The 24,001-nt window shown below is 62.6% G+C and carries 14 protein-coding genes; 4 read left to right on the top strand and 10 right to left on the bottom strand.

Annotation, left to right across the window (positions count from 1 at the left end; genetic code table 11):
* Positions 1–4: 4 nt before the first annotated feature.
* The 7 genes from ACQKP2_RS15140 to ACQKP2_RS15110 form a co-directional block, all read right to left on the bottom strand.
* Entirely contained in the window at positions 5–2,101 is a 2,097-nt protein-coding gene (locus tag ACQKP2_RS15140; protein ID WP_427577513.1) for an HlyD family efflux transporter periplasmic adaptor subunit, read from the bottom strand.
* Positions 2,101–3,447, bottom strand: coding sequence for an efflux RND transporter periplasmic adaptor subunit (locus ACQKP2_RS15135; RefSeq protein ID WP_427577511.1), 1,347 nt, complete (start codon positions 3,445–3,447; stop codon positions 2,101–2,103). Before ACQKP2_RS15135 ends, ACQKP2_RS15140 begins: the two co-directional genes overlap by 1 nt.
* Positions 3,434–4,204 carry an efflux RND transporter periplasmic adaptor subunit gene (locus tag ACQKP2_RS15130; RefSeq protein WP_427577509.1) on the bottom strand — a complete coding sequence of 257 codons (771 nt, stop codon included), beginning with the start codon at positions 4,202–4,204 and terminating at the stop codon, positions 3,434–3,436. Before ACQKP2_RS15130 ends, ACQKP2_RS15135 begins: the two co-directional genes overlap by 14 nt.
* Positions 4,185–5,720 (bottom strand): TolC family protein, encoded by a 1,536-nt coding sequence (locus ACQKP2_RS15125; RefSeq protein WP_427577507.1) that lies wholly within the window; start codon positions 5,718–5,720, stop codon positions 4,185–4,187. Before ACQKP2_RS15125 ends, ACQKP2_RS15130 begins: the two co-directional genes overlap by 20 nt.
* Positions 5,721–5,745: 25 nt before the next feature.
* Positions 5,746–17,088, bottom strand: a complete 11,343-nt coding sequence (locus ACQKP2_RS15120) for a VCBS domain-containing protein (protein ID WP_427577506.1) — start codon at positions 17,086–17,088, stop codon at positions 5,746–5,748.
* Between the two features lie 199 nt (positions 17,089–17,287).
* Positions 17,288–17,605 (bottom strand): NIPSNAP family protein, encoded by a 318-nt coding sequence (locus tag ACQKP2_RS15115; RefSeq protein WP_427577504.1) that lies wholly within the window; start codon positions 17,603–17,605, stop codon positions 17,288–17,290.
* Between the two features lie 15 nt (positions 17,606–17,620).
* A complete protein-coding gene (locus ACQKP2_RS15110; RefSeq protein ID WP_427577503.1) occupies positions 17,621–18,529 on the bottom strand; it encodes an AraC family transcriptional regulator in 909 nt (302 codons plus the stop codon).
* Between the two features lie 149 nt (positions 18,530–18,678).
* Here ACQKP2_RS15110 and ACQKP2_RS15105 point away from each other — a divergent pair, with 149 nt between their 5' ends.
* Together ACQKP2_RS15105 and ACQKP2_RS15100 are read left to right on the top strand one after the other, a co-directional pair.
* Positions 18,679–19,398: a cysteine hydrolase family protein gene (locus ACQKP2_RS15105; protein ID WP_427577502.1), complete on the top strand. Its 720-nt coding sequence runs from the start codon at positions 18,679–18,681 to the stop codon at positions 19,396–19,398.
* Between the two features lie 67 nt (positions 19,399–19,465).
* The gene (locus tag ACQKP2_RS15100; protein WP_427577501.1) at positions 19,466–19,732 is read left to right on the top strand and encodes a hypothetical protein; all 267 of its coding nucleotides are present in this window, start codon (positions 19,466–19,468) and stop codon (positions 19,730–19,732) included.
* On the opposite strand, the gene ACQKP2_RS15095 is transcribed toward ACQKP2_RS15100, so the two are convergent.
* Positions 19,659–20,594 carry a LysR family transcriptional regulator gene (locus tag ACQKP2_RS15095; RefSeq protein WP_427577499.1) on the bottom strand — a complete coding sequence of 312 codons (936 nt, stop codon included), beginning with the start codon at positions 20,592–20,594 and terminating at the stop codon, positions 19,659–19,661. The two genes, ACQKP2_RS15100 and ACQKP2_RS15095, sit on opposite strands and share 74 nt — an antisense overlap.
* Before the next feature lie 129 nt (positions 20,595–20,723).
* On the opposite strand from ACQKP2_RS15095, the gene ACQKP2_RS15090 reads away from it, so the two are divergent.
* On the top strand, positions 20,724–21,554 hold the full coding sequence (locus tag ACQKP2_RS15090) for an oxidoreductase (protein WP_427577498.1): 831 nt from the start codon (positions 20,724–20,726) through the stop codon (positions 21,552–21,554).
* Between the two features lie 194 nt (positions 21,555–21,748).
* On the opposite strand, the gene ACQKP2_RS15085 is transcribed toward ACQKP2_RS15090, so the two are convergent.
* Entirely contained in the window at positions 21,749–22,150 is a 402-nt protein-coding gene (locus tag ACQKP2_RS15085) for a cupin domain-containing protein (protein WP_427577496.1), read from the bottom strand.
* A 211-nt stretch (positions 22,151–22,361) separates the two neighbouring features.
* Here ACQKP2_RS15085 and ACQKP2_RS15080 point away from each other — a divergent pair, with 211 nt between their 5' ends.
* Positions 22,362–22,751 (top strand): c-type cytochrome, encoded by a 390-nt coding sequence (locus tag ACQKP2_RS15080; protein WP_427577494.1) that lies wholly within the window; start codon positions 22,362–22,364, stop codon positions 22,749–22,751.
* Positions 22,752–23,097: 346 nt separating this feature from the next.
* Here ACQKP2_RS15080 and ACQKP2_RS15075 read toward each other — a convergent pair whose 3' ends face one another.
* Complete coding sequence (locus ACQKP2_RS15075; protein WP_427577492.1) at positions 23,098–23,979, bottom strand: ChaN family lipoprotein; 882 nt, start codon at positions 23,977–23,979, stop codon at positions 23,098–23,100.
* Positions 23,980–24,001: the final 22 nt, after the last annotated feature.

The following is a 24,001-nucleotide window of genomic DNA, read 5'->3' as shown; positions in this document are numbered from 1 at the left end:
TGACTCAGAAACCGCTTTCACGCATGAACACGGCCGCCGCATGGGTTGCCGCATCGGCCAGCAGGCTGCGCCGTTCGCCTTCGATTTTCAGGTGGCCACGGGTTTCGCGCAGGCTCGGCAAGGGTTCGTCGAGCTGGATCAGTACCTGAAACAGCGCAGTGCTGGGCACCAGCGCGTGTTCCTGCGAGACGGTCGGCACCGGGCCGCCAAAATGTGAAGAAAGCATGCGGTGCGAAAGTTGACTGGCGCGAGTACTGCCGATGGCTTGCACCCGGCCTGTCAGGGGCGTGGTCTGACCGTCGGGGTAGAACCACACAGGGTCGCCACTGGCCAGGCGATGCACCTGATCCTGGGCAACATAGGCATCCACCTGCCAGCTGCGCGGGTCGATCAGGATGCCCAGGGGTTCCTGGCGGCCGAACCATTGACCGGGTTTCCAGTCGGGATTGACGTCCAGCCAGACCCCGGCAAAGGGTGTTTGCAGGTTCAGTCGGGCGATTTCCGAGCGGGCGGCCCGGGCCTCTTCGAATTGCACGTTCAGACGCCGACGGGTCACGGCGTCTTCGGTCAGCCCGGCGGGATCGGCCAGCAGGCCCGAGAGTCGCGCTTCATAGCTGCGGGCATTGGCTTCGCTGCTGAGCATGCGCGAGGCGATGTCCGGTTCGTCCAGTACCACCAGAATGTCGCCGACCTGCACCGGTCCTTCGGCATGGATCGATTGCAGGCGCGCGGGGTAGGGTGCGTAGACCCGCAACTGGTGTTCGGCGCGGGCCACGCCGACGGCGTCGATCTGGGTTCGCCAAGGCACCGCGAGCCCGATCAGGATCAGGCCCAATATTGAATAAAACAGTATTTTCCGACGGCTCGGGATGCTCGCGCGATGGGCCCACCAGTGGCCCAATTCGCGTATCACCGGCAGGGCAATGAACCAGGACAGTTCGACCATGAACAGGAAGATCCCCAGCAGTTTGAAGAAGAACAGGTACACCGCCAGGGCGATGCCCAGAAACAGCACCAGCCGATACAGCCAGGTGATGATGGCGAAGGTCACCAGCATGCGGCGCTGCCCGGCCGGGAACAGCTCGGGCCAGTCCTCCCGCAAACCCAGCAGGTTGCGCCGCAACGTCACCCTGGCCAGGGCGGAGGCGCGCTCGTGCAGGTTGGGGAAGTCGAGCAGGTCGGAGAGAATGAAATAGCCGTCGAAACGCATGAACGGACTGGCGTTCAACGCCAGCGATAACAGCCAACTGGTGGTCGCCAGGTACAGCAGGGCATTGCGCAGCGCCCCCGGATCACAGAGCGCCCAGCCCAGGGTGGAAAGCCCGGCCAGGGACAGTTCGGTGACGATTCCCGCCGAGGCGATGGCCAGCCGCTGGCGGGAGCGGCTGAGCTTCCAGCTTTCGCCCGTATCGGTGTAGAGCATCGGCCACATCACCACGAACGCGATGCCCATATGGCCGACGCGCAATCCCAGCCGTGTCGCCACCAGCGCATGCCCCAACTCGTGCAGGGTCTTGGCGACGATCAAGGCCAGGGCGAAGCTGAACAAACCTTCGGTGGAGAACGACTCGACCACGGCGCTGGTGAAACTGTCCCATTGCTGCAGCACCAGAATGATGCCCAGCAGGCTCAGGCCGATCACCAGCAGGGCGGTCAGCGGATGGAACAGCCAGCGCAGTGCATGGGTCAGGTGTTGCAATGGTCGTTGCGGGCGCAGCAGTGGAATACGGAAGAACAGGTAGTGATGCAGCCACCAGCGCCAGCTCAACCAACTGCCTTCTTCGTCCCTGGCCTGCAGGCGCGCCAGGGCTGCCGGGCCGGCACGCAGCAATTGGTGCTGCTCAAGGAACTGGTGAAAGTCGAGAATCTGCTCCACGTCAGGCTTGAGCGCGGTGCCTTCGGCGATCTGCTCGCTGATCTGCCGCGCCGACTGGCCCCAGCGCAACAGGCATTCGAACTCCAGCCAGCCGATGCGGTAGAAACGGTTGATCACCGTGTCCTGAATCACCCACGCCGGTTCACCGCTGCTGCCGTGGGCGGCCTCGATCAGGCGCAGGTCCTCGCGCAGGGGTGGCAGGGGCAGGTCGGCCGGATCGGGCATTACCAGCCACTCCAGGCGCGCAACGTCGCCAATGGCCTGCGCAGCAGGTAATAACCGAGCAACACGCGGCCGCCATACAGTTTGGCGGTCCCGTGCAGGCCGAGACGGGCATGTTCCGGCGCGCCGTCGATGCTGGCCAGCAACCGGTACGCCACCACGCCTTCATCACTGGGCCGCGCCTGATAACTGGTTTCGAGGATTTTTCCCTTGAGTGGCGTCAACGGGTAGGCGGTAAGAAACAAAGTGACCTCGGCACCGGGCTCCAGGGCAATGGCATCGGCCACCGCGAGCTGGATCAACATGGCCGGTTGCGTCGGATCGGCCACCTGCATGATCCGCTCGCCGGTCACCACGGGCTTGCCCAGCCAGTCGTTGGGATCGCTGAACACCGCGACACCGTTGCGTGGCGAGATGACCTGAGTGCGCTTGAGCTGGGCCTGCACCGCCGCCAATTCAGCCCGGCGTTGCTGGGCGCGACCTTCAAGCAGGGTCAGTTCGTTTTTGCTCTGGGGGTTGTCGAAGGCTCGCTGGCTGGCGGCCTGCAACTCGGCATCGGCCACCGCCACTTCCTTGCCGAGCACCTGGGCGCGGCTGCGCAGGGTGGTTTCGTCCAGGGAAAACAGCAATGTACCGGCCTCCACCGGTTGATTGGGGCGGACCTGCATCCGCTCGATCACCCCGTCGATGGGCGAACTGATGATCTGCGCCTGACGGGAAACGATTTCCGTGGGCGCCAGCGCCGTCTGGCGCACGGGCAACAGCAGTAACCCGGCCAGCCCGGCAATGATCAAGAGGGCCTGGCGTCGGCTCAGACGCCAGTTCAGCAGTCGATGGCGGCGGGTCAGTGCCCACCAGCAGTAGCCCCAGGTCTGCATCAGGGTAGGCAGGGTCTGTTGCACCAGTGGCGCAGGTGCCTGTTCGAGCAGCACCAGCAATAGGCCGAGGCGCTCGCCGTGGCGTCCATGCACGGGGATGCACCAGAGGTGTTGCGGCCACCATTCATCCCAACCGTCGGCAATTTCCACCGGAGGCTGCAACTGCTCCCGATCCAGCAAGACCGGTTGCGGGTCTGTGGCCTGGCTGGCAATCCAACGGCTGGCACGGCGTAGCCAGACCAGATAGGGCGAATCTTCACTGGGCCGGGACAAGCCGGACACCTGCAACAGCTCAAACGACTGGCCGTGCCGGGCGAACACCAGTGCCTGATGAAAATGCAGCAAAGGGTAGAGATCGTTGGCCATGGAGAAGGCCAGCGCATTCAAAGTGTCGGCCTGCAGGGCGCGATCGCGCAGGGCCGTCAGCTCCAGCAGCAATTGCAGCGGGGGTGGTGCTTCACTCATGGTCATCGAAGAACCGTGCCGTGCCGCTCATGCCGGCAATCAGATCGGGATTTTTGCCATCGAACTGAGCTTCGAGTTCGACGGTCTGGGCCACGGCGTCGACCCGCGAGTTGATGACGCTGACGTGGGCCGGGTAGTCCTTGCCGGTTTCGTGGATGTTGATCCGTAGAGGTGCCCCCGGCTTGAGTTTTTTCAACAAGGTCGAGGGCACATTGAGCCGGACCTTGAGTGCGCCGTCGCTGACCAGGTCGAACAAGGGCGTGCCGGCGCTGACCGTCTGGTAGGGCTTGACGTAGACCTTGGCGACACGCCCGGAGAAGGGCGCGATGACCTGGCAGTAGCTGCTTTGGGCAGCAGCCATGGCTCGGGCGCCATCGGCCTTGAGTACTTCGGTATTGGCCATGGACACTTCCAGGTCACCCACGGCGTCGAGTTTGCGCAGGTTCTTCTTGGCGTCGAGGTTTTGCCGGGCCATGGCCAGTTCGGCAACGGTGACTTTTGCGCGCGCCTCGGCTTCGTTGCAGTTGAAGCGGGCCAAAGGGGCTGACTTGGCGACGGCCTGGCCGAAGGTCCCGCGCAGTTCGGTGAGTGTGCCGGCCATCTGGCTGGACAAGGTGGTTTCCAGCTCCGGGGCCAACAAGACCCGAATGGCCGACGCTTCGTCGGCCGTCTGGAGTGTTTCGGTTTCCTGCGCCAGAGCGGGCAGGGCGTTTACGAGCAACGGCAGAATCAATGCGACGGACTCAAGGGTTCGTTGGCGCATAAGGCGTTCCTTGCTGGGTGACGAGCAGGCGCTTGTTCTCCTGCTCGTGCAGGGTGCGATTGATCTCGCGGGCCAGGGTCTTGATATCGTGCTTGTCGATTTCAGCCGGCAGAACATCCAGGCCGACCGAGTTGTACAACCGACCCCAGGCGGCCTGGGCACTGGAGAATGCCGCTTCGCGCTGGTAGCGCGACAGCAGGTAGCGGCCTTCGGCACGGATCACTTCCAGTTCCGAACCCAGGTTATTGCTTTGCGCGGCATGGGCGTAATCGAGCAGGCTACGGTCCACGCGCAGGCTTTCCTCGGAGAACGCCACCTCCTGGCAGGCCAGTTGATAACGCAGGGTACCGACCCGGACCTGGGTCAGGATGGCCATGGACAGGGCCACTCGGCGCATGTCATCGGTTTCGCTCTGGGACTGTTGGGCGGCATTCAGAGAAGGCAGTTGCAGCAGCTTGAGCAGGTTCATCGAGACTTGCAGGCCGGTTGCCATCCAGTCGTTGTTATAGGCCAGTGAGTTGGAGTCGTAGCGGTAACCGTAGTCCACGCTGACGTTGGGCCACAGTTGGGCCTTGGCGATTTCCAGGTCTTTTTCGTTGACTCGCTTGCGATACCACTCCTCCATGATTTCCGGCCGGTTCTGCAGCGACAGCAATTCCAGCTGGTCCATGCGCTGGCCCAGTTGTGGCAGGGCCGGATCCGCCTGGTCGGCCAGGACCATGTGCGAACCGGGTGGCAGTGACATCAGGGCGGCCAGTTCGGCCTGGGCAAACTCCAGATCCTGGCGGCGCACGGTCAACAGGTACACCGAGTCGAGCAGGGCGCGCTGGTAGGCCAGTATTTCCTGGCGTGGCAGCAGGCCACGGGTTTCAGCCTCGCGGGCCTGGACCAGGGCGCGGTTGGTGCGCATCAGCAGTTCGTCCACCTCAGGCATCAGGCGTTGGGCGGCCAGCGCTCGCCAATAGGCATTGCGCACATCCTGCAGGACGTTCTGGGCCACCTTGCGCCGGCGCTCTTCGGCCATGAGTATCTGGTCGGACTTCTGCTGGGTGCGGTAGTAGGCCACGCCAAAATCCAGGAGGCTCCAGCTCAAACCGAGCCCCGCCAACGTGCGGTAACGGTCTTCGGAAGTCGAAGGGCGCAAGCTCTGCTGGCGGTCCTCGATACCGATCGAGGTACCGCCCGAATCGTTGTTGCGTCCGGCGTATCCAGCCGATGCCACCAGCCGGGGCAGCATTTCGTGGCTGGACACATCGCGCAAGTCCGAGGCGAGTGCGCTCTCCATCAGTTTGAGCCGATAGTCCAGGTTGTACTTCAGTGCCCGGGCTGCCGCCTCGTAGAAAGTGATGGGGGCGGTGATGGGCTCCTGGTTCTGGTACATGCGCGCCTGGTCGTTGACGATCCGCTGGCGGTTCTCATCCTCGGTGATGGCCTTGGGCTCGAGTTGCGAGCAGGCGCTGAGCAATATGACCGAAGCGATGGCAGTACTGACGAACCTGGTCGCGTTAGTAGGCATACTCAATCCTTTGTTGATGACGAGCTTATTCAGGCATGTTGCGTCCATGCCGATACAGGCGATGCGCGGCGGCGTGCAATTGAGCGGTGAAGCCGCGCGGGGTCCTTGTCTCTTTGGGGTGTTCGACCTGGGCCGGGCCTTTGGTCAGGTGGGCCGGGTCAACGGTAAACACCGATGGATCGCTCAACAGATCGTCGGCACTCAGGCCGATACGGCCCTGACGGCCCAACAACCAGGCCAGTTCCAGGTCGCTGACAGTCTGGCTCTGGCGCACCACCTGGCTGACGAATTGGCCCTGTACTTCACCCAGGCCGGCACCGATCGATTCACTCTGCTGCGGTGCTGCCAGCGCCAGCCAGATACGACTGCCGTCGGATTGCCAACCGGAAACCTCCTGCAGCAGCGCGTCGCGCTCCACCACCGGGCTGATGAAGATTGCAGGTCGCACATCAGGTATCGGCAGGTTCGTGAATGTATCGCTGGCGCCCCGGTTGAAAATCGCTTCTGCAGGAGCGGGAATGAAAGGCGCGGCGATGTCGAGGACGATGCTCAGCTCGGCCTGGTCGCTGGCACCGGCCAGGTCATTGATGGTGTAGGTGAACACGTCCCGCAGCACCTGCCCCAGGCCTGCCGCCGCCAGGACTTGCGGGTTGGTCAGGTCGATGGAATAGGTATAGCTGCCATCGGCATTGAGGATCAGCGTGCCATAGAGCCCTTGCAGGGGTTGGCCGATGATGCCGGCAGTGCCGCTCGCGTTTTCGGCGCCCGTACGGATGGCCACTACGTGCAGATTATCGTTGGCGTCCACGTCGGTATCGTTGGGCAAGACATTGCCGCTGGTTTGTGGGGCAGACACTTCACTGTTGGCGACGCTGCTGTCGTTTTGCGCCACGGGGGCGTCGTCGGCGCCTTGGATAACCACGGTCAGGCGGGCATCGGAGGTTGCACCGACGCTGTCGCGCATGCGGTAGGTGAAGGTTTCCGACAGGGTATTGCCGGCGGTGCGCAGGGCCTGGACGGTGGGGTTGTTGTTGTCGATCACATAGCTGTAGCTGCCATCGGCGTTCAGGGTGAGCTGGCCGTAGCGGCCGATCAGGACCTGTCCGGCGCTGGCCGCTTGTCCGGTTTCGCTGACAACGTTGAGCACCTGTCTGCTTTCACCGTTGGCGACGCTGTCGACGTCGGTGTCGTTGTCCAGCACATTGCCGGTGCCGTTGCTGCCCGGCGTGCCATTGGCGACACCACCGGCCTCCACAGCAATTGTCCCATCGTCCCGGGCCACAGGTGTGTCGTTGCGCCCATCGATGGTGAGGGTCAACTGGGCCGTGTCAGTGGCGCCAAGCACGTCACTCAGGGTGTAGGTGAAAACGTCCGTCAGGGTTTGCCCGCTGATGCGCAAGGCCTGCACGGCGGCGAGGCTGTTGTCGACGATATAGGTGTAGCTGCCGTCGGCATTGATCGTGAGGTCGCCATAGAGGCCTCGCAATGCCGTGCCGACGGTGCCGGCGACACCACTGGCGGCTTCGGCACCGGTGCGAATGGCCGCAATGTGCAGGGCATCGCCTTCGGCGTCCGTATCGTTGGTAATGACATTGCCACTGGGGTTCACGCCCGCCTGGGCATTGTTCAGGCCGCCGGCTTCCACCGCTGCCCCGGTGTCGTCGATGGCAACCGGGGCATCGTTGCGGCCACGCACGACGATGTTGATTTGTGCCAGGTCGCTCAAGCCACCCAGGTCGGTGACCTGATAGGTGAAGGTGTCCTGGAGAAACTGCAACGGTCCAAGCGCCTTTACCGTGGGGTTTTCGCTGTCGACGTTGTAGATGAAGCTGCCGTCGGCGCCAATGATCAGTTCACCGTACAGGCCGATTACCAGGGTGCCGCTGGTGCTGTCGGTACCGGCATTGACGCTGGCCAGGGCCCCCGGCACGGATTCGGTGCCGGCGCGTACTGCGCTCACCTGTTTCTGATCGCCCTGGTCGACATCGGTGTCGTTGGGCAGCACGTTGCCGGTGGGGTTGACGCTGTTGCCGGCGCCGTTGTCGGCCGCCGCCAGAGCGAAGTCGTCGTTGGCAACGGGTGCGTCAAAGGCGCCGCGGATGGTGATGATGAGGGGGGCGTTATCTGAAAAACCGAGTCCGTCGAGCATTCGGTAGGTAAAGGTTTCAACCAGAATCTCGCCGGCCTTCAAGGCCTGCACCGCGGCGAGGTTCTGGTTGATGGAATAGGAGAAGCCACCATTGTTGCCAATCACCAGGTTGCCATACAGTCCGCCGATGACCTGCCGGGTACCCACCAGTTCGAAGGCTCTGTTTGTGTCGGGAAGCCCGAGGTGAATGCCGGTGACGAGCCTTGAATCGTTGCTGTCGACATCACGATCATTGGTCAGCACGTTGCCGCTGGGGTCGACGCCCGGCGTGGTGTTGAAAGTGCCCCCGGCCTCATCGGCGATGGCGAAGTCGGGAACCGCCAGGGGCGAGTCGTCGCTGCCGCGAATGGTGATGGTGAGAATGGCCGTGCTGGTCGCCCCTGCAAGATCGCGAATAGTGTAGGTAAAGGATTCCTTCAGGGTATCGATCAGGGAGCGCAGTGCCTGGACCGCCGGGTTGTTGTTGTCCAGCTGGTAGTTGTAGCTGCCGTCGGCATTGAGGGTAAGGGTGCCGAAATTGCCGGTCAGGGGCGTGCCGATCACGCCTGTCTTGAGGCCCTGGTTGACGCCGATCACCGTCAGGGTCTCGCCAAAGGCATCCACATCGCTATCGTTGGTCAGGACATTGCCGCTGGGGTTGAAGCCCGGCAGGGAGTTGTTCAGCCCGCCGGCTTCTATGGCCGTGGCACTGTCGTCTTGCGCAATCGGGGTGTCATTGGCGCCCTGGATGGTGATCAGAAGGCTGGCGCGGTCTTCGGCGCCGGCGGCATCGATCACGGTGTAGCTGAAGTTGTCCGCCAGGGTGTTGCCGACGCGCAGTTGCTGCACTTCGGTCATGGTGTTGTCCAGGCGATAGGTGTAACTGCCATCGGCATTGAGAGTCAGCCAGCCGAAGACCCCACGCAACTCGGTGCCCAGCACGCCAGCGGTGCCGGTGCCTGTCTCGGTGCCGGTGCGTACCGAGGATACGGCCCGGGTTTCGCCGTAGTCGTGGGCCGGCAGGTCAGCCGGGATTTCACCGCCGTCCACATCGCTGTCATTGGTCAGTACATTGCCGCTCGGGTCCTGGCCGGGAACATTGTTGTTCAGGCCGCCTGCTTCAATAGCCGTGCCGGCATCGTCGATGGCCACCGGATTGTCATTCTGGCCGCGGATCACCACGATGATTTCTGCGGTGTCGGTCTCTGGCGTGGGGGTGGTGCCATCGCTGATGGTGTAAGTGAAGCGTTCCAGCAGCAGGTCGCTGCTCAAGCGCAATGCTTCTACGTCCGGGTTGCTGTTATTGACGGTATAGGTGTAGCTGCCGTTCGAGTTGATGGTCAGGGTGCCGTACAGGCCGATTACGGTGGTGCCGCCGGTCACTACCGGCACCGGCGTGCCGGACGTACCTTCGGCCTGGATGAGGATTACGGTGATCGGGTCGCCGTCCGGGTCGAACGCCGTGGCAGTGGCATCGCCGCTGGGGTTGACCCCGGGCGACGTGTTGTTGATGCCGCCGCTCTCGGTGGCCAGCGACACCAGGTTTTGCGCCACGGGCGGGTCATTGACGCCGTGTACGGTGATGACCAGTTGCGCCACGTCGGTCAGGTTTTCGCTGTCGACCAGGCGGTAGGTGAAGAATTCGGTGACGGTCTGTCCGGCCTGCAGGGCCTGGACAGTCGCATTGGTACTGTCGACGTCGTAGAAGAACGAACCGTCGGCACCGATGCGCAAGGTGCCAAAGAGCCCGTTGATCAGCGTGCCGTTGGCCGAGGTCGTACCGGCAGTGACGCTCGTCAGCGTTCCGCCATTGTTGACGAAATTCTGCTCGGATGAGGCGATTACACCGTCGACCCGCAGCAGGCTGCTGGGTCGGTCGGCACGGTCCACGTCCTGGTCCACGCCGTTGCCTCCCGGTTGGTCAATGGGACCGGGGCGGCTGGGAAACAGGATCACATTGCCGGTGGGGTTGCTCTCCGCCGCATCGCCATTGGTTGAAGCCGCTTGCGCAGCCGCCTGGTCGTCGCTGGCCACAGGGTTGTCGAACGCGCCCTGGATGACGATGCGCAACTGGGCCACATCGTTCAAGCCACCTGCGTCGGTCAACCGGTAGCTGAAGAACTCGATCAATTGGTCATTGGCGCCCAGGCGCTGGACCGCCGTGTTGTTGTTATCGACGACATAGCGGTAGCTGCCGTCGGCATTGATCGTCAGGGTGCCGAAGGTTCCATTGACGCTGGTGGGAGTGCCCGCGGCAACGGCGACGAAGGTACCTGCCGCGGTCTCGCGCAAGGCGCGGATGCCCACCACGGTTTTCGTTTCGCCGTTGGCGACGCTATCGACGTCGGTGTCGTTGCTCAGCACATTGCCGACGGCATCGGCGCCGCCGGAGCCATTGGCCACACCGCCTTTTTCGATGGCGGTGTCGGCATCATCGACACCTGCCGGCGTATCGTTGGCGCCCTGGATAGTCACGGTCAGGGTCGAACTGCTGGTCGCCCCGGCAATGTCGGAAAGCACATACGTGAACTGTTCGGTGAGAATCTGGTTGGCCAGGCGCAAGGCCTGTACCTGAGGGTTGTTGTTGTCGACGATGTATTGGTACGTACCGTTGCTGTTGACCACCAGTTGACCGAACTGGCCCGTGATCGCGGTGACACTGTTGGCCGGGATGGCCACCTGCGAGGCCAGGTTCACGCCTGCCGAGGCTATATGCAGTTGGTCGCTATTGGTGGCGATGTCCACGTCAGTGTCGTTGGTCAACAAATTGGCCTGGGGGTTGACGCCGGGCACGTTGTTGGCGGTACCACCGGCTTCCACTGCCACTGCGGTGTCCGGAAAGGCTTGCGGGTTGTCATTCACGGCGGCGAGCACGATCAGCAGGCTGTCCTGGTCGGTCAGGGCATCGGCCGGCGTGCCAGGCGTGCCGTCGCCATTGGCATCGCCGAAATTACCCTGGTCGTTGCTCAAAACGGTCAGGGTGTCGTTTCCGTTGAAGTTGGCATTGCCCAGATAGAGCAGGTTGGCCAGGGCCAGGTTGATATCGGCCAGGTTGCCGGTGAGGTTCAGGTTGGCGGTATTGCTACCCGTGACCACGACGCCGGGCGGCGTGGCGCTCAGGGACAGGGTACCGTGCAGCACGGTCAAGGTGATGCTCAGGGTGCGATCGGCAGGGTTGGGATCGCGGTCGGCATCCACGTCCGCCACGCGAATGCCGGTGATAGGCAGCGGGATATCCTCCTGACCGTTCTGGGTGCCAGGAAGAATGTTGACCGGGGCGTCGTTCTGTTCGACGAAACCTGCGTTCGCATTGGCCGTGGCGGCATCGCCGAGGGTGACGTTGATCTGGCCCAGGGGCGTGGCAGCCTCAGTGTCGATACGCACGCGCAGGCTACCCAGCGGTTGCGGGTAGCTGATCAAACCGGCCGGTACATCGATGCGGAATACCCCGGTCGGCAGCACGCCGAAATGGTATTGGCCATTGGCATCGGTCAGGGTGCTGAACTGCAGGTTGTCGGCGGTGGTGGCCAGTGAGCCGTCGAGGCCGGCCCAGGTCAGGGTCACGGTTTGCCCGGCCAGGCCGGCACCATCGGGTACGGCGCTGGCGGTGGCCGAGGCGGTGTCGTTCCACAAGGTGCCGCTGATGACACCCAGCCCTGCATTGTCGTGAAGAATGTACTGGTTGGGCCCCACGGTACTGCCCGTGCGCTCACCGGTAACAGTACCGTCAGGGCCGATCGCAGAGCCGCCGAAGCTGGTGAAGGTTTCTGGCAGGCTGCTCCAGGTCAGGGTGGCATCGCTGCTGGCAATGACCGCATTGTTGGGCAGGGTCACCTGATAGAGCACGCTGACCTTCGTGCCGACGTTCAGTTGGGCGAAGTCTACGCTCAGGCCACCGGTGGTGCTGAACGTGACGCCGCTTGGCAGGTTGCCCGGGCCGAAGCTGGTGCCGTTGATCTGCACACTGATCAGGGTATAACCGCTGCCGCCGACGAAGCTGTCGGTGAGGTGGGTGTCGTAGGCAGGCAGGCCACCGTTTTGCGTGAAGTTGATTTGTACGGTGGCCGTACCGGTGCTGCCGCTCGGGTTCGGGTCGAAACTGCTGATGAATTTGTCCAGGCCGGTGAAACCGGGTTCCACCACCTGCTCGAAAATGGTGTCGCTGCTGGACCGGCCAATACCGTTGACAATTTCGTGGGCGGTCACTGGCAACTGGGCACCGGCAATATTGGACGCTTCATTGCTGACACGGACGTTGAACTCCAGGGAGATACCTTCCAGGTCGGCATCACTTTCCGCGTTGACCAGGTTGCCCAGGTTGAAAGTAATGGTCTGACTGCCGTCGGGGTTGGTGACCACGACCACGCGAGTAGGGTCGAGTATCCCGGTGGGCGCTACACCGGAAAGGTCCGGGGTGATTGGCAGGGCTTCGGGGTTGTTCTGGTTGCCGGTGACATTGAGTGTGCCCCCGACGATCAGGTTCGCATCACTGGACAAGCCGCCGTTGGAAATGAAGGCGATGCGCAGGGCGTTGGCCAGGGCATCGGGCGAGATGAACTCAAGGCCGTTGGGCAAGGTGATCTGAATCTGATAGTTGGGGTTATTGCCCTCGGGGACCAGCACGACCACCCGATAGCGGATGATCTCTCCGATGGTCACCGCCTCCAATGGTGCAGTCGTCGGGATCGCCGCCAGACTGTCGGGCAGGCCGCCGACCCGCGAGATTTGCATTTTCTGGGCGACGTCGATGACCAGGACCGAGCTTGTGCGATAGTCGTTGAGCACACCGCTGCCGATGAGGCCGTCGACACCCGTGCGCTCGCTGGCCTGGGTACCGTCCAGGCTGGTCCATTGCGCCGTCGCGGTATTGGTAAAAACCGACTCACCGGCGGCCGTGGCATTGACCACGCCGGTCACCTGCAAGACGATGCTGCCGCCTTTGGGGATATCGATATTGGCGCCATTGACCGTGCGCAACTGGCCGTTGACCAATATGAAGTCCACGCCGCCGTTGTTGGTTGCACCGTTCTGATAGAGCACGCCGGTCAGGGTCAGGTTATTGAGCTCGGTCGGCAGGTTGTCGAGAAAGGTGATGTCGAAGGCATTGAAATCGCTGCTGGCATTGCCATTGCTGAGGGTGATGTTGAACGAGACCACGTCGCCCTGATCGTAGCCGGCGGGGTTGGCGACCGAGGTCAGGACCTGGGTCACCTGCAGTGTCGGCTCGCGAATGGTAATGGTCGGTTCCCCGCCTGTGATTGCAACGGCGCGATCCAGCGGCGTCGCGCCATTGGCGGTGTCGCCATCCGGGTCGCTGTACAGTGCTTGTGTACTGTTCTGCAGGGATTTGGTGGCCTGGTTGCCGATGACGTTGTTGGCGACCAGTTGCAGGCGGATCACAAAGCTGTTGTTGCCGGTCACATTGTCGGCGTTGGCGCTGGAAACGCTGAAGGTCAGCCGACCATCGACACCGTCGCCACCCAGGGTGCCGCCTTGGCCGGTAAAGCTGCTGACCACCACGGAGCCGGCGAAATTGGCGGCAAGGGCACCGCTACCGGCCGTGGTGGTGATGATCTGATAGCCCAGACCACCGTTGAAGCTGGTGTCCAGGCGCAGGCCCGGTGGTATGAGGTCGTCGATACGCAGTGTCTGAGTGGTGCCTTCAGGCAGGGTGACGACGATGTCGTAGCGCATGCTTTCGCCCACCACCAGGTCGCTGCCGGTGGTGTGGGGGGCACTGGAGTCGCCGTTATCGAGGCTGCCATCGGCGAAAGTCTTGCGCACATCGGGCGCAGCCACCTGTTGGCTGGCAAGGTCCTGCAGGTCGGTGGGCGTGAAGTCCTGACCATTGTTGACGCTGGCATAGTTGGTCAGCACGCCCGTACTCTGCAAGCTGCGGCTGGCGTCGATGGTGGCGCTGACCACCACGTCATAGCTGATCACCAGCAGATTGGCACCGCTGTTGTCGGCGGCTGTGCCGCTGCGCCCCGCCAGCAGCGTGGCCTGGCCGCCGGCGTCCAGGAAAGTCACCTGGTTGCCGGTCACGCTGTAGTCCACACCGAGGATCAACTGTGTGCCGTCGCCCCGGTAGATTTGCAGATTGGCACTGGCCAGGCTGCCTCCGACGAAACTCAGGCCCGTCGGCAAAGTGATACGGGTAATCACGTCGAAGGCGCCGCCACCTCCGCTGTTCTCGATGGCTGTCACCAGACGCAGCAGGTCGCCGCCGTCGATACCGCTGACATTGCCGTCCACGGCCGCCAGGTCAATCACGCTGCCGCTGAAAGGCACACCCTGGGTACCCGGCGCGTTCCAGCTGCCGGTGGTGCCGGTGACCGTGCCATTGGACGCAGCCACCACCCCATGCTTGATCGCCAGTACCGGTTCGGCGATGGAGGTGATGACGGCGACATCGGATGAAATCAAGGTCCGGTCGGTCAGGGTGGTCTGCTGGCTGGACTGGGCCAGCACATCCAGCGAACGCTGATCGGCAAACGGTTGGTCACCCACGCGCAGGGTAAAATTCACCACGATGCGGCTGCCGACAGTGGCAGCTGACACAAAGTTGCCGAAATCGAAGATCACCGAGTTGCCCGGGCCGCTGGTGACGCTGACCAGGGCACCGGCGTTGGTGTTGCCGGTGCCGATCTGCCATTGCCCGGCCTGATCGCCCACGGTCCAGGTAATGGCCGACACATCGAACAACGGCAAGGGCAGGTAGGTGGTCAGCTTGAATTGTTCGTAGTCGCCGGTCACCAGGTCGTAACTGAGCTGGAAGGTGACTTCGTCCCCCGGGCGCAGCTCGCCATTGCTCGGCGGCGGCAGGTTGTTGACGTCCAGCACCAGGATGTCCACGGTGTGGGTGGGCACCGTGCTCAGTGTTGCCGAGGTATCGGTCTCCGAGGCCCCGGTCAGGTTGAACGGATCTTGCAGGAGGGTGCCGTCGACGACGGCGTTGTTGCCCACGTCATCGCCTTCGTTGATCTCGCTGTGGGGCGCTCCGGAAGGTGGCTTGTAGCTTTGCCCGACCACGGCGGAGTAGCTCAGTACTGCCAGCACGGCACCCTGCAGTTGCGTATCGAAGGCCAGGTCACCGTTGAGCCAGCCGCGGAATTCGAAAAATGCGTTTTGCAAGGATTGGGCGATGTCGAAGACCAGCGACGTGGTGCCGTCGGCGTTGACCACCGGGGGCGCGGTCACCAGGGTAATGGTCTGCGACACCCCGTTGAGCGTAACGGTCATGGTCGGTGTGCCGACCAGGGTCTGGCCGTCGCTGAGTTGGTCACGCACCACCAGTTGACCGCCGCCGAAGAAGTCCTTGCCGAAGGCGAAGAAGTCGGACACCGCGATATTGAGGGTGTACTGCAAGGTATCGCCGGGGGTCAGGCCGGGCGTGCCAAGATCGGTCTGTTCGGTCACTTGCTTGAGCAGGGTGATGGACTTGGCGACAAATGTGGTGATTTCGCCGGTACCGCTGAAGTCGATGGTGGTGTTCGGCGCCACCACATCCCGTGGGTCCAGTGGTGTCCACTGGCCGGACGCTGAAGGCGCACCGATGGTAATGGTGACGGCGTCTCCGGTGACCGGATTGAGAATCGTCTGGCCGTCGCCGTTGATCTCCGGTACATAAAACGCGACGACCGTGCTGGTCGGGCCCGTGAGGGTGGCATAGTGAACGGTAAATGAGTCGATAAAGACGTCATTGGCAGCGATCAGGGCGGCAATGACGGTGGGGTTCGTCACCACAGTGCCGTCGTGTCGGGTGATCGAAGTGATGACGCCGCCTGGTCCGGGAGTGATCGCATTGACCTGGATATTGTCAGGCAGCGGCTGAGTGATCGACACATTGGTGAGGGTCTGGCCGGGCGCCGGGTTGACCGTCAGGGTCAGGGTGCGTTCGAAATTGGGGCCTGTGGCCGTTTCGCCTTCAGGGGCGTTGATCGTCTGGTCAAAAGTCAGGACACTCGGGTGCAGCACAAGGCTCGCGGTCCCGGCCTGAATCAGGCTTGGGTCGGCCAGGGGATTGTCCTGGGCATCGTTGCCGAACTGGAAGCCACCGTTCACTTTCACGGTCAGGTCGGGGCTGCCATTGGAGAAGCTGGTATCGGCCAGGTTGCTCAGGCTTGCCGTCACCTGCACGGCAATCACGGGCTGATCGGTAGTAACACTGGCAAAGGGCAGTTCCAGCACCACCAGTTGATCCCCCGGGTTCATGCCGAAGGTCGTGGCCGACAGGACCAGAAAGTTGCCGTTGGCGTCTTTGGCAAGCGGGTGGGTAGCGTTGCCTGCTGCATCGAACACTACTACGTGACTGACCAGGTTCTGGCCCAGGTAACTGGCAGAAATGAAGGTGGCGCCATCGTTACCGTCCTTGCCGGTGGCCGGCATGAACAGGTCGATGAAGGGCGCAAAGCCTGGCTGTGTCGAGGTATTGGAAAAATTGACGGTGAAACTGAACTGGTCGCCCAGCAGAACTTGCTGGGCTGTGGTCGGCAGGGCTGCCGTGGGTGCGGCGTCTGGCAACAGCCCGGTGAATTCAGCCAGGGCCAGGCTGCTCAAGGCGATGGGCTTGTCGATGTCACCCACGTGCACTTCCAGCGTCCAGTCGCCCCCGGCTGCGGCACTGCCGGTGTCGTTGTTCGACGCCCCGACATCGGCGCCGGTCCAGCGGGTCAGTTCGGTGACCAGGGTCTGGCCGGCGGTGCCAGCCCCGATGTTGCAGCCGTACAACTGGATGTCCGCTTTGTCGGTGAGGTTGTGCTGCCATTGCTGCAAGGTTTGCGCAAATTGGTCCACGTTGTCGGAGCTGATTGTGCGATTGCCGAGGGTGAACTGGCCGGCTGCACCGTGTGAGAGCACCTGGATGGAATCGACCTTGCCCAATTGCTCCAGCGCTGCCGAGATCGCGGCCAGGCCATCCTGGTTGCTATTGACGACAATGGCGGTGACGTTGCCCGGTAGTTGGGCCAGCAGTTGCTCGCGGTTTTCGATGCGGCTGTCCAGTACCAGCAGGCTGCGCGCAGCGGAGGGCGCTTGTTCGGTGGTAGGGCGGCCTTCGGTCGGTGCGGCGTGTGCGGCGGCATCGGGAGCTGCCGGCGCCGCTACTACGGGATTGGCATGATGCTGGTCGGCGGCGGCCGAGGCGGCGGCACCGTCGAACAGTATTCGTGGCTCCAGGGCCAGTGATTGACGTTGAGGACGCAGGTGAAGGCCTGAGAGCAGACGCGGTGGTGCTTGCATGGTGGAGCCCCCGAACTGCCGCTACCGTAGAACATTCTTATTTGCAAACGCATAGTTCGACAGGTTCAGCGTAGGTCGCTTTTCTCGCATTTCCAGACGTCGGGGCAGCGTTCGGAAGGCTTTGAGACATGCGGCACGGTAGCCATTAGCCATAGCGGGGGCTTGGTCGGCGTCGGGCTCTGCCGTGCCTCGAGTGATTTCAGGCTGGCGGTTGGCCAAACACCGGCCGAAAGAAACTGCGCTCATAACTGAGGATGCAGCGGGTCTCTTCGGCGTAGCGGAACGCGGCGATGCAGTCCGGGTCGTTCATGGACTGTTGGCGATAGGATTCGTACGCCGCAAGGCTGGGGAAGGTGAACATCGCCATGGCGATGTTGTTGGCGCCCTCGGAGGGCAGGAAGTAGCCGTGGTGCTGGCCGCCGAATTTTTCCACCAGCGGGATCCACAGTTTGCCGTAGTGTTCGAACGCGTCGAGTTTGTAGGGATCGAGCACGTATTTCAGGTAGCAAGTGACCATCGCGTTTTCTCTCTGTCAGGGTTGGTTGTTCGTGGAACTGTCCGGCAGGTCGCGCAGCACTCGCGCCGTCACCTGGGTTACGTCGTTGCCTGCTGCATCGTCACTGCCATCGCGTTTGAGCCATTCGGCCGGGGGCAAGCCGACCACGTTGAGGAAGGTCCGGGAAAACGAGGCTTGGGAGCTGTAGCCGACCGTCGCGGCAATCACCTTGATCTGTACCCCGTCGCGCAACAGGTCCTGGGCCAGTTTCATGCGCCAGGTGGTGACATAGCCCATGGGCGAGATGTCCATGATTCGGGAGAAGCAGGCCGAGAACTTCGACCGTGACATGTTCGCCAGGCTGGCCAGTTTCTCGACGGTCCAGAGCGCCTCGGGTTCCTGGTGAATGCGATTGAACACGGGCGCTAGGCGCCCGTCCTGCAGGGCGTAGAGCAGACCGCCGGAAATCTTGCCTTCCATGACCGAACGCCGTACCAGCAACACGAAAACGTATTCGAACAGCAGGTTCAGCGCCTTGCTGCGGCCCGGGGCCTGGCTCTGGAATTCGTCGATCAGGGTGCCAAGCAGGGGCATGAGGTTGCTCAATTGCCGGAAGGGGAACACCAGGGTTTGCTTGAGCCCCAGCGGGAACGGCTGTAGCGAGTGACGCCCGAACTGGAACGAGGCGCAGATCAGCTCCGCGCCGCCTGCCGAGCTTGAGCGCAACTGGTAGCGGCAACTGCTGGGACAAAACAGCACGCTGGGCTCGGTGATGGATATTTTCGGCAGGCCTGGCTGCACCATATCGATATCGCCGCGGCTGATCACATGAATGAACGCCATGCCCGGCGGCTTATCGAGTAGCAGGGTGCCGTCCATTGGACCGGCGAAGAACAGACGGCCCTGCAGGTGCGTGCGTTCGAAGAATTCGGAAAGGATATCCATGTTGGAGACGTCCGGGTAAAGACTGTGTACGGCCTGGCAAAAGTGGGGCAGGTCGCGGCCGTAGGATGCAGCTCTCTCCCATGGCAAACAACCCCTTGAAGGGGCCATGGCGCAGAACGACCGTCGTCCATTCACAGGAGCCTACAGACATGAGCAATGATCCGATTCGTACCACCCCACAGTACGCCGACCCGGCAGAGCCCGCGCTCCCCGACCCGGGCATGAAGCTTGACCTGTCACGCGCGGCGTTGGTAGTGATCGACCCGCAAATCGATTTCCTCAGCCCCGAAGGCGTGAGCTGGGGGGTATTCGGCAAGAGCATCGTCGAACACGATGTGGTCAATCATCTGGGCCAGTTGTTCGCCGCCGCCAAGGGCGCGGGCATCACCGTTGCCGTCTCCCCGCATTATTACTACCCATGCGATCACGAATGGCAGTTCGGCGGGCCGCTGGAGAAGGTCATGCACAGCATCTGCATGTTCGATCGCCAGGGGCCGCTGACCCTCGACGGTTTCGAAAACTCCGGCGCCGACTTCATGCCCGAGTTCAAGCCCTACATTCTCGACGGCAAGACCATCATCGCTTCGCCGCACAAGGTCTACGGCCCGGAGACCAACGACCTGGCCCTGCAACTGCGCAAGAAGGGCGTTTCGCAGATCATCCTGGCGGGCATGGCGGCGAACCTCTGCGTCGAATCGCACTTGCGTGAACTGCTGGAGCAGGGCTTCGAGGTGGCCGTGGTGCGTGACGCCACCGCCGGCCCGACCACCCCGGAAGGCGATGGCTACCTGGCGGCACTGATCAACTACCGCTACATCGCCAACGCCCTGTGGACCACGGCGCAGACCCTGGACTATCTCAAGGCCTGATCATCCCCCAGGCACCTGGCGCTGCCCGTTTTGCCGGGCAGTGCCAGCTCACCGCGAGACCCGAATCATGCCCAGAATTCCCCCGCGTTATCGTCCACAGGTCACCGGCGTTATCCAGTCGGCCATCACCTGTGCCATTGCCACGGCGATTGCCAGTCCATCCGGTCTGTCGTCCCAGGCACTGCTCGTTTACGGGTTCAAGACCTGGCTGCTGGCCTGGACCACTCTCATTCCCTTCGTGCTGCTGGCAACGCCCTTGATCAAACGCCTGGCCGGGTTACTGGTGGCGCCAGAGCCGGATCGGCCTGCCGATCGGCGCGAACGAATTCGATAAAGGCCTTGAGTGTTGCCGGCACATGCCGACGACTCGGGTAATAGAGGTGCAACCCCGGGTAATAGGGGCACCAGTCCCCCAGTACCTGAATCAGGCGGCCGTCGGCCAGTTGCGCCTTGACCATGTCCTCGAAAATGTAGGCCATACCGACGCCGCGCACTGCCGGGTCGACCATCAGGCTCACGTCGCCCAGGGTCAGCGGGCCGTCGACTTCGATTTCCTGGGCGATACCGCCACGTTCGAATTCCCAGCGATACAGCGCGCCACTGGGGAAGCGATGACGGATGCAGGGCAGGCCATGCAGGTCCCGGGGTTGTTGCGGAGCGGGATGCCGGGCAAAGAATGCCGGTGAGCCGACGACCACCGAACGCAAGTAAGCGCCAATGGGCAACGACACCATATCGGCCTCCAGCCGTGCGCCGAAGCGCACGCCGGCATCAAAACCGCCGGAGACCACATCGACCAGGCCATCGTCGGCCACGATCTCCAGCTTCACGTCCGGGTAGGCCGCGAGGAACCGACTGGCCAGCGGCAGCACTACCAGTTCGGCGGCCTGGCGGCCGGCGGTGATCCGCAAGTTGCCCGAGGGTTTGTCGCGCAGATGGTTGAGGTCTTCCAGCGCATCGTCGATATCGCGAAAGGCCGGTTTCAATCGTTCGTACAGGCGTTCCCCGGCTTCGGTCAGGCCGACGCTGCGGGTGGTGCGGTTGAACAGCCTGACACCGAGGCGGTTCTCCAGCGTGCGCACCGAATGGCTCAACGCCGAAGGCGTCACACCCAGTTCGACGGCGGCACGGCTGAAGTTCAGGTGGTTGGCCACGCAAAGGAAGATCGAAAGGTCGGCTGCCGAAGGTGCTTTCATATGTGAGCAGGTTTCACAAAGCCATGAAAAATTATTGGGATTATCACATCAGTAGTGGAGTTCTACAGTGGCGTCAACTCATCGAGATGACCCGGCAATCAGGCAGGGTCGCAGACAGGAGGAGTTGATATGCGTACCTGGTTCATTACTGGCGCTTCCCGTGGTTTTGGCACCCTCGTCGCAGAACATGCCCTGCGTGCCGGTGACGCGGTGATTGCCACCGCGCGCAAACCCGAAGACATCACTGCCCGTCTGGGCGAACATCCGAACCTGCTGGCCGTGCGTCTGGACGTGACCCGCGAGGAAGAAGCCCATCAGGCCGTGGCAGAAGGCATCAAGCGTTTCGGCCGGATCGACGTACTGCTCAATAATGCCGGTTTCGGCGTGCTGGGTGCGGTGGAAGAAACCAGCGCCAAGGAGACCGAACGCCTGTTCGCCACCAACGTCTTCGGCGTGCTCAACGTGACCCGTGCGGTACTGCCGCACATGCGTCGCCAGCGCAGCGGGCACGTCATCAACATTTCCTCCATCGGCGGTTACCAGGCCTACATGGGGTGGGGTGTCTACGGCTCCACCAAGTTTGCGGTCGAAGGCATCACCGAGGCACTGCATCAGGAACTGGCGCCATTGGGCATCCATGCGACAGTGGTGGAGCCGGGGTTCTTCCGCACCGACTTCCTCGATGAACAGTCGCTGATCAAGACCGCACTGGAGCTGTCGGACTACGACGAGACAGTGGGTGCCATGCGCAAGTATGCCGAGTCGGCCAATCACGCCCAGCCGGGCGACCCGGTGAAGTTCGCCGAGGCCATGCTGGCCCTGGTCAACGCGCCAAAACCGCCGCAGCGCCTGGCGTTGGGCAGCGACACCCTGGCTCGCATCGAAGCGAAAAACCGCTTCGTTGAACAGGAACTGGCGCAGTGGAACGAACTGGCACTGTCCACCGATTTCAAGGACTGAGGCTTTTGGCGCCTTTTACATAACTATATCGTTTCGCCTGTTTGTAGGAGCCTGCGGTGCGGCGATCCGACTTGCCGGCGAAGGCGCTTTCATTGGTGCTGCCTGACGTGAGGTCGCCTTCGCCGGCAAGCCTGGCTCCTACGGGGGCATAAAAAACCGGAGCCTGGCTCCGGTTTTTTTTTTACCCGGGCAGATCAATTGTTGACCGGAATCAACGCCGGCTTGTTTTGGTCTTTCAACAAGAACACGACGAACTTGGCCGGTTTGTCCTGGCTGGCGTTGCGGCCCACCGTGTGAATGTCTTCGGGGCCTTCGTGGAAGGTTTGCCCCGGCATGAGCGTGACTTCCTTGCCACCCTTGACCCCCATGACGATGGAGCCTTCGAGCACGTAGACAAACGCCTGGGCGTCGTGCCGATGAATCGGATCGGCGCCGCCAGGCGGATACTCGACGGTGAGCATCAGCACTTCCTTGCCGGGGTAGTCAGGCAAAGGCATTTGCGAAACGGGCGTCACGACCGGAGGGGGGGCAGCCAGGGCCGAAAGGCTCGCGGTTAAAAGCAGGGCAGGCAGGGACAAGAGAACATGGGTTCGCATGGGACAGTCCTCATCAAGGCAGGGGTACTGCTGAGTTGTTTCAGGCAAGACGCCGTGTCTGCCAGCTTAGGCGTGGGTTATCGGTCTGCCAGCGGCGAAGGATGGACGGCAGATTTTCAAGCGAACGGTATGAAAAGCTTCGGAACAGAGGCCGGCTCATGCTCAAATGGCGGCCGGTTTTCGCTGGGTAATACCTGATCTGGAGTGGTCGATGAGTAAAGCGGCGGTGATGGCACTGATCCTGGGGCTGGGTACGGGTCTGTTCGGTTTGCAGGCTTGCGCCCAGGGTGATGCCGAAGCGGGCGGGAAGTTGTTCAAGCGGGTCTGCGGCGGCTGCCATCAGGTCGGCGAGTCGGCACGGGCGTTCTTTGGCCCACAGCTGAACAATGTGATCGGGCGCGTTGCCGGTAGTACGACGGACTATCAGTACTCCGATGCCATGAAGTCATCAGGCGTTGTATGGACACGGGAAAAACTCGCCGCCTATATACAAGACCCGAAAGCCGTGGTGTCCGGCACGCGGATGATTTTCTGGGGGATCAGCGATCAGGAAAAAATCGACGACCTGCTGGCTTACCTGCAGACCTTCCAGGCGCCGTGATGGTGCAGCAGTCGCGACGCACCGCCATTTCATGGTCGACCCCAAACCCCCTCGTAGGAGCCAGGCTTGCCGGCGAAGGCGTTTTTGATAGCGCCGCATGACGTCAGCGAAGGCGTTTTCGAAATAGACGCATGACGTGAGGCCGCCTTCGCGGGCAAGCCTCGCTCCTACAGAGCCGCGATACACCGCCATTTCATGGGCCCGCAAAATCCGTAGGAGCCAGGCTTGCCGGCGAAGCGTTTTCGATAGCGCCGCACGGCATCAGGCCGCCATCGCGAGCAGGCTCGCTCCCACATTGGAATGAGAACAGCCACAGAATCAGGCCGGTTGTCAGGCTGCCTGCGTGTTATCGCAATTTCGCGCAGTGATCCTGCTCCGGTTGCGCCGCGGTGTACCACACGTAATCGGCGCTTTGGGCGGTCACGGTCTTGCCCACCTCGGCCAGGATCAGCACGGCATTGCCCTGGCCTGCGCCGAGGTCTTGCAGATGCAACGGCACGCCCAGGTCCTTGCGCACATGGAACGAGCCGGCCAGCAATACCGCTGGTGTCGGTGCGGCCAACAGGCGCTCGGCCATGCGCCGGTCGCGTTGCTGCTGCACGGCGAGCATCGCCGGCATCTGCGACTCAGGCAGCAAGCCGCAATGGGATTGGCGGATATCGTCCAGCAATGTCGCCTGCACCTGTGCAGTGGTGGAGGCCTGTCCCTCGAGCGTCGGCCGCTGCTTGTAGATCTGCATGATCTGCGCGCGGTCCAGGTTGGCCGAGAGCAGCGGGTAGGGTTGGCGCAAGGCGTAGGTGACCAGCGCACCGTACACCCCCCAATCCCAATTGGCCTGCCAGGACAACGCCTGATAAGGATCGGCCGGCGGTTGACCGGCACGGGTGGCGGCCTGTGCCGCATCGACTTTCACCTGTTGGTCGGGGTTGAGCATTTCCATCAGCAGGCTGCCTTGCGGGCGTTGCGCCGCCAGTTCGCGCAGCAGCCACAGTTGCAAGGCATGGTGATCGGGGTTGTCGTGTTGCTCGCCGACCAGCACCCGTGGCGCGGTCGCCAGGCGCTCGACCAGCTCTTGTGGTGTCAGGCTGCGCCCGGTGGCGAGTTCGCGGATCACGCCGAGGTCGGCATGGTCGCGCCCTTGTGGGGCGATGGCGGCCGGTGGTGGCGCCACAACGTGGGATTGGCAGGCAGCCAGCAGGCTGAACAGGCATAGCAGCAGAATGCGCATCGGTTTTCCTTGTCAGACAATG

It is taken from the genome of Pseudomonas sp. NPDC089569, assembly GCF_050280625.1.
Lineage (GTDB): Bacteria > Pseudomonadota > Gammaproteobacteria > Pseudomonadales > Pseudomonadaceae > Aquipseudomonas.
Note: the sequence above shows the minus strand (reverse complement) of the source record. Positions and strands in the feature narration are given on the sequence as shown.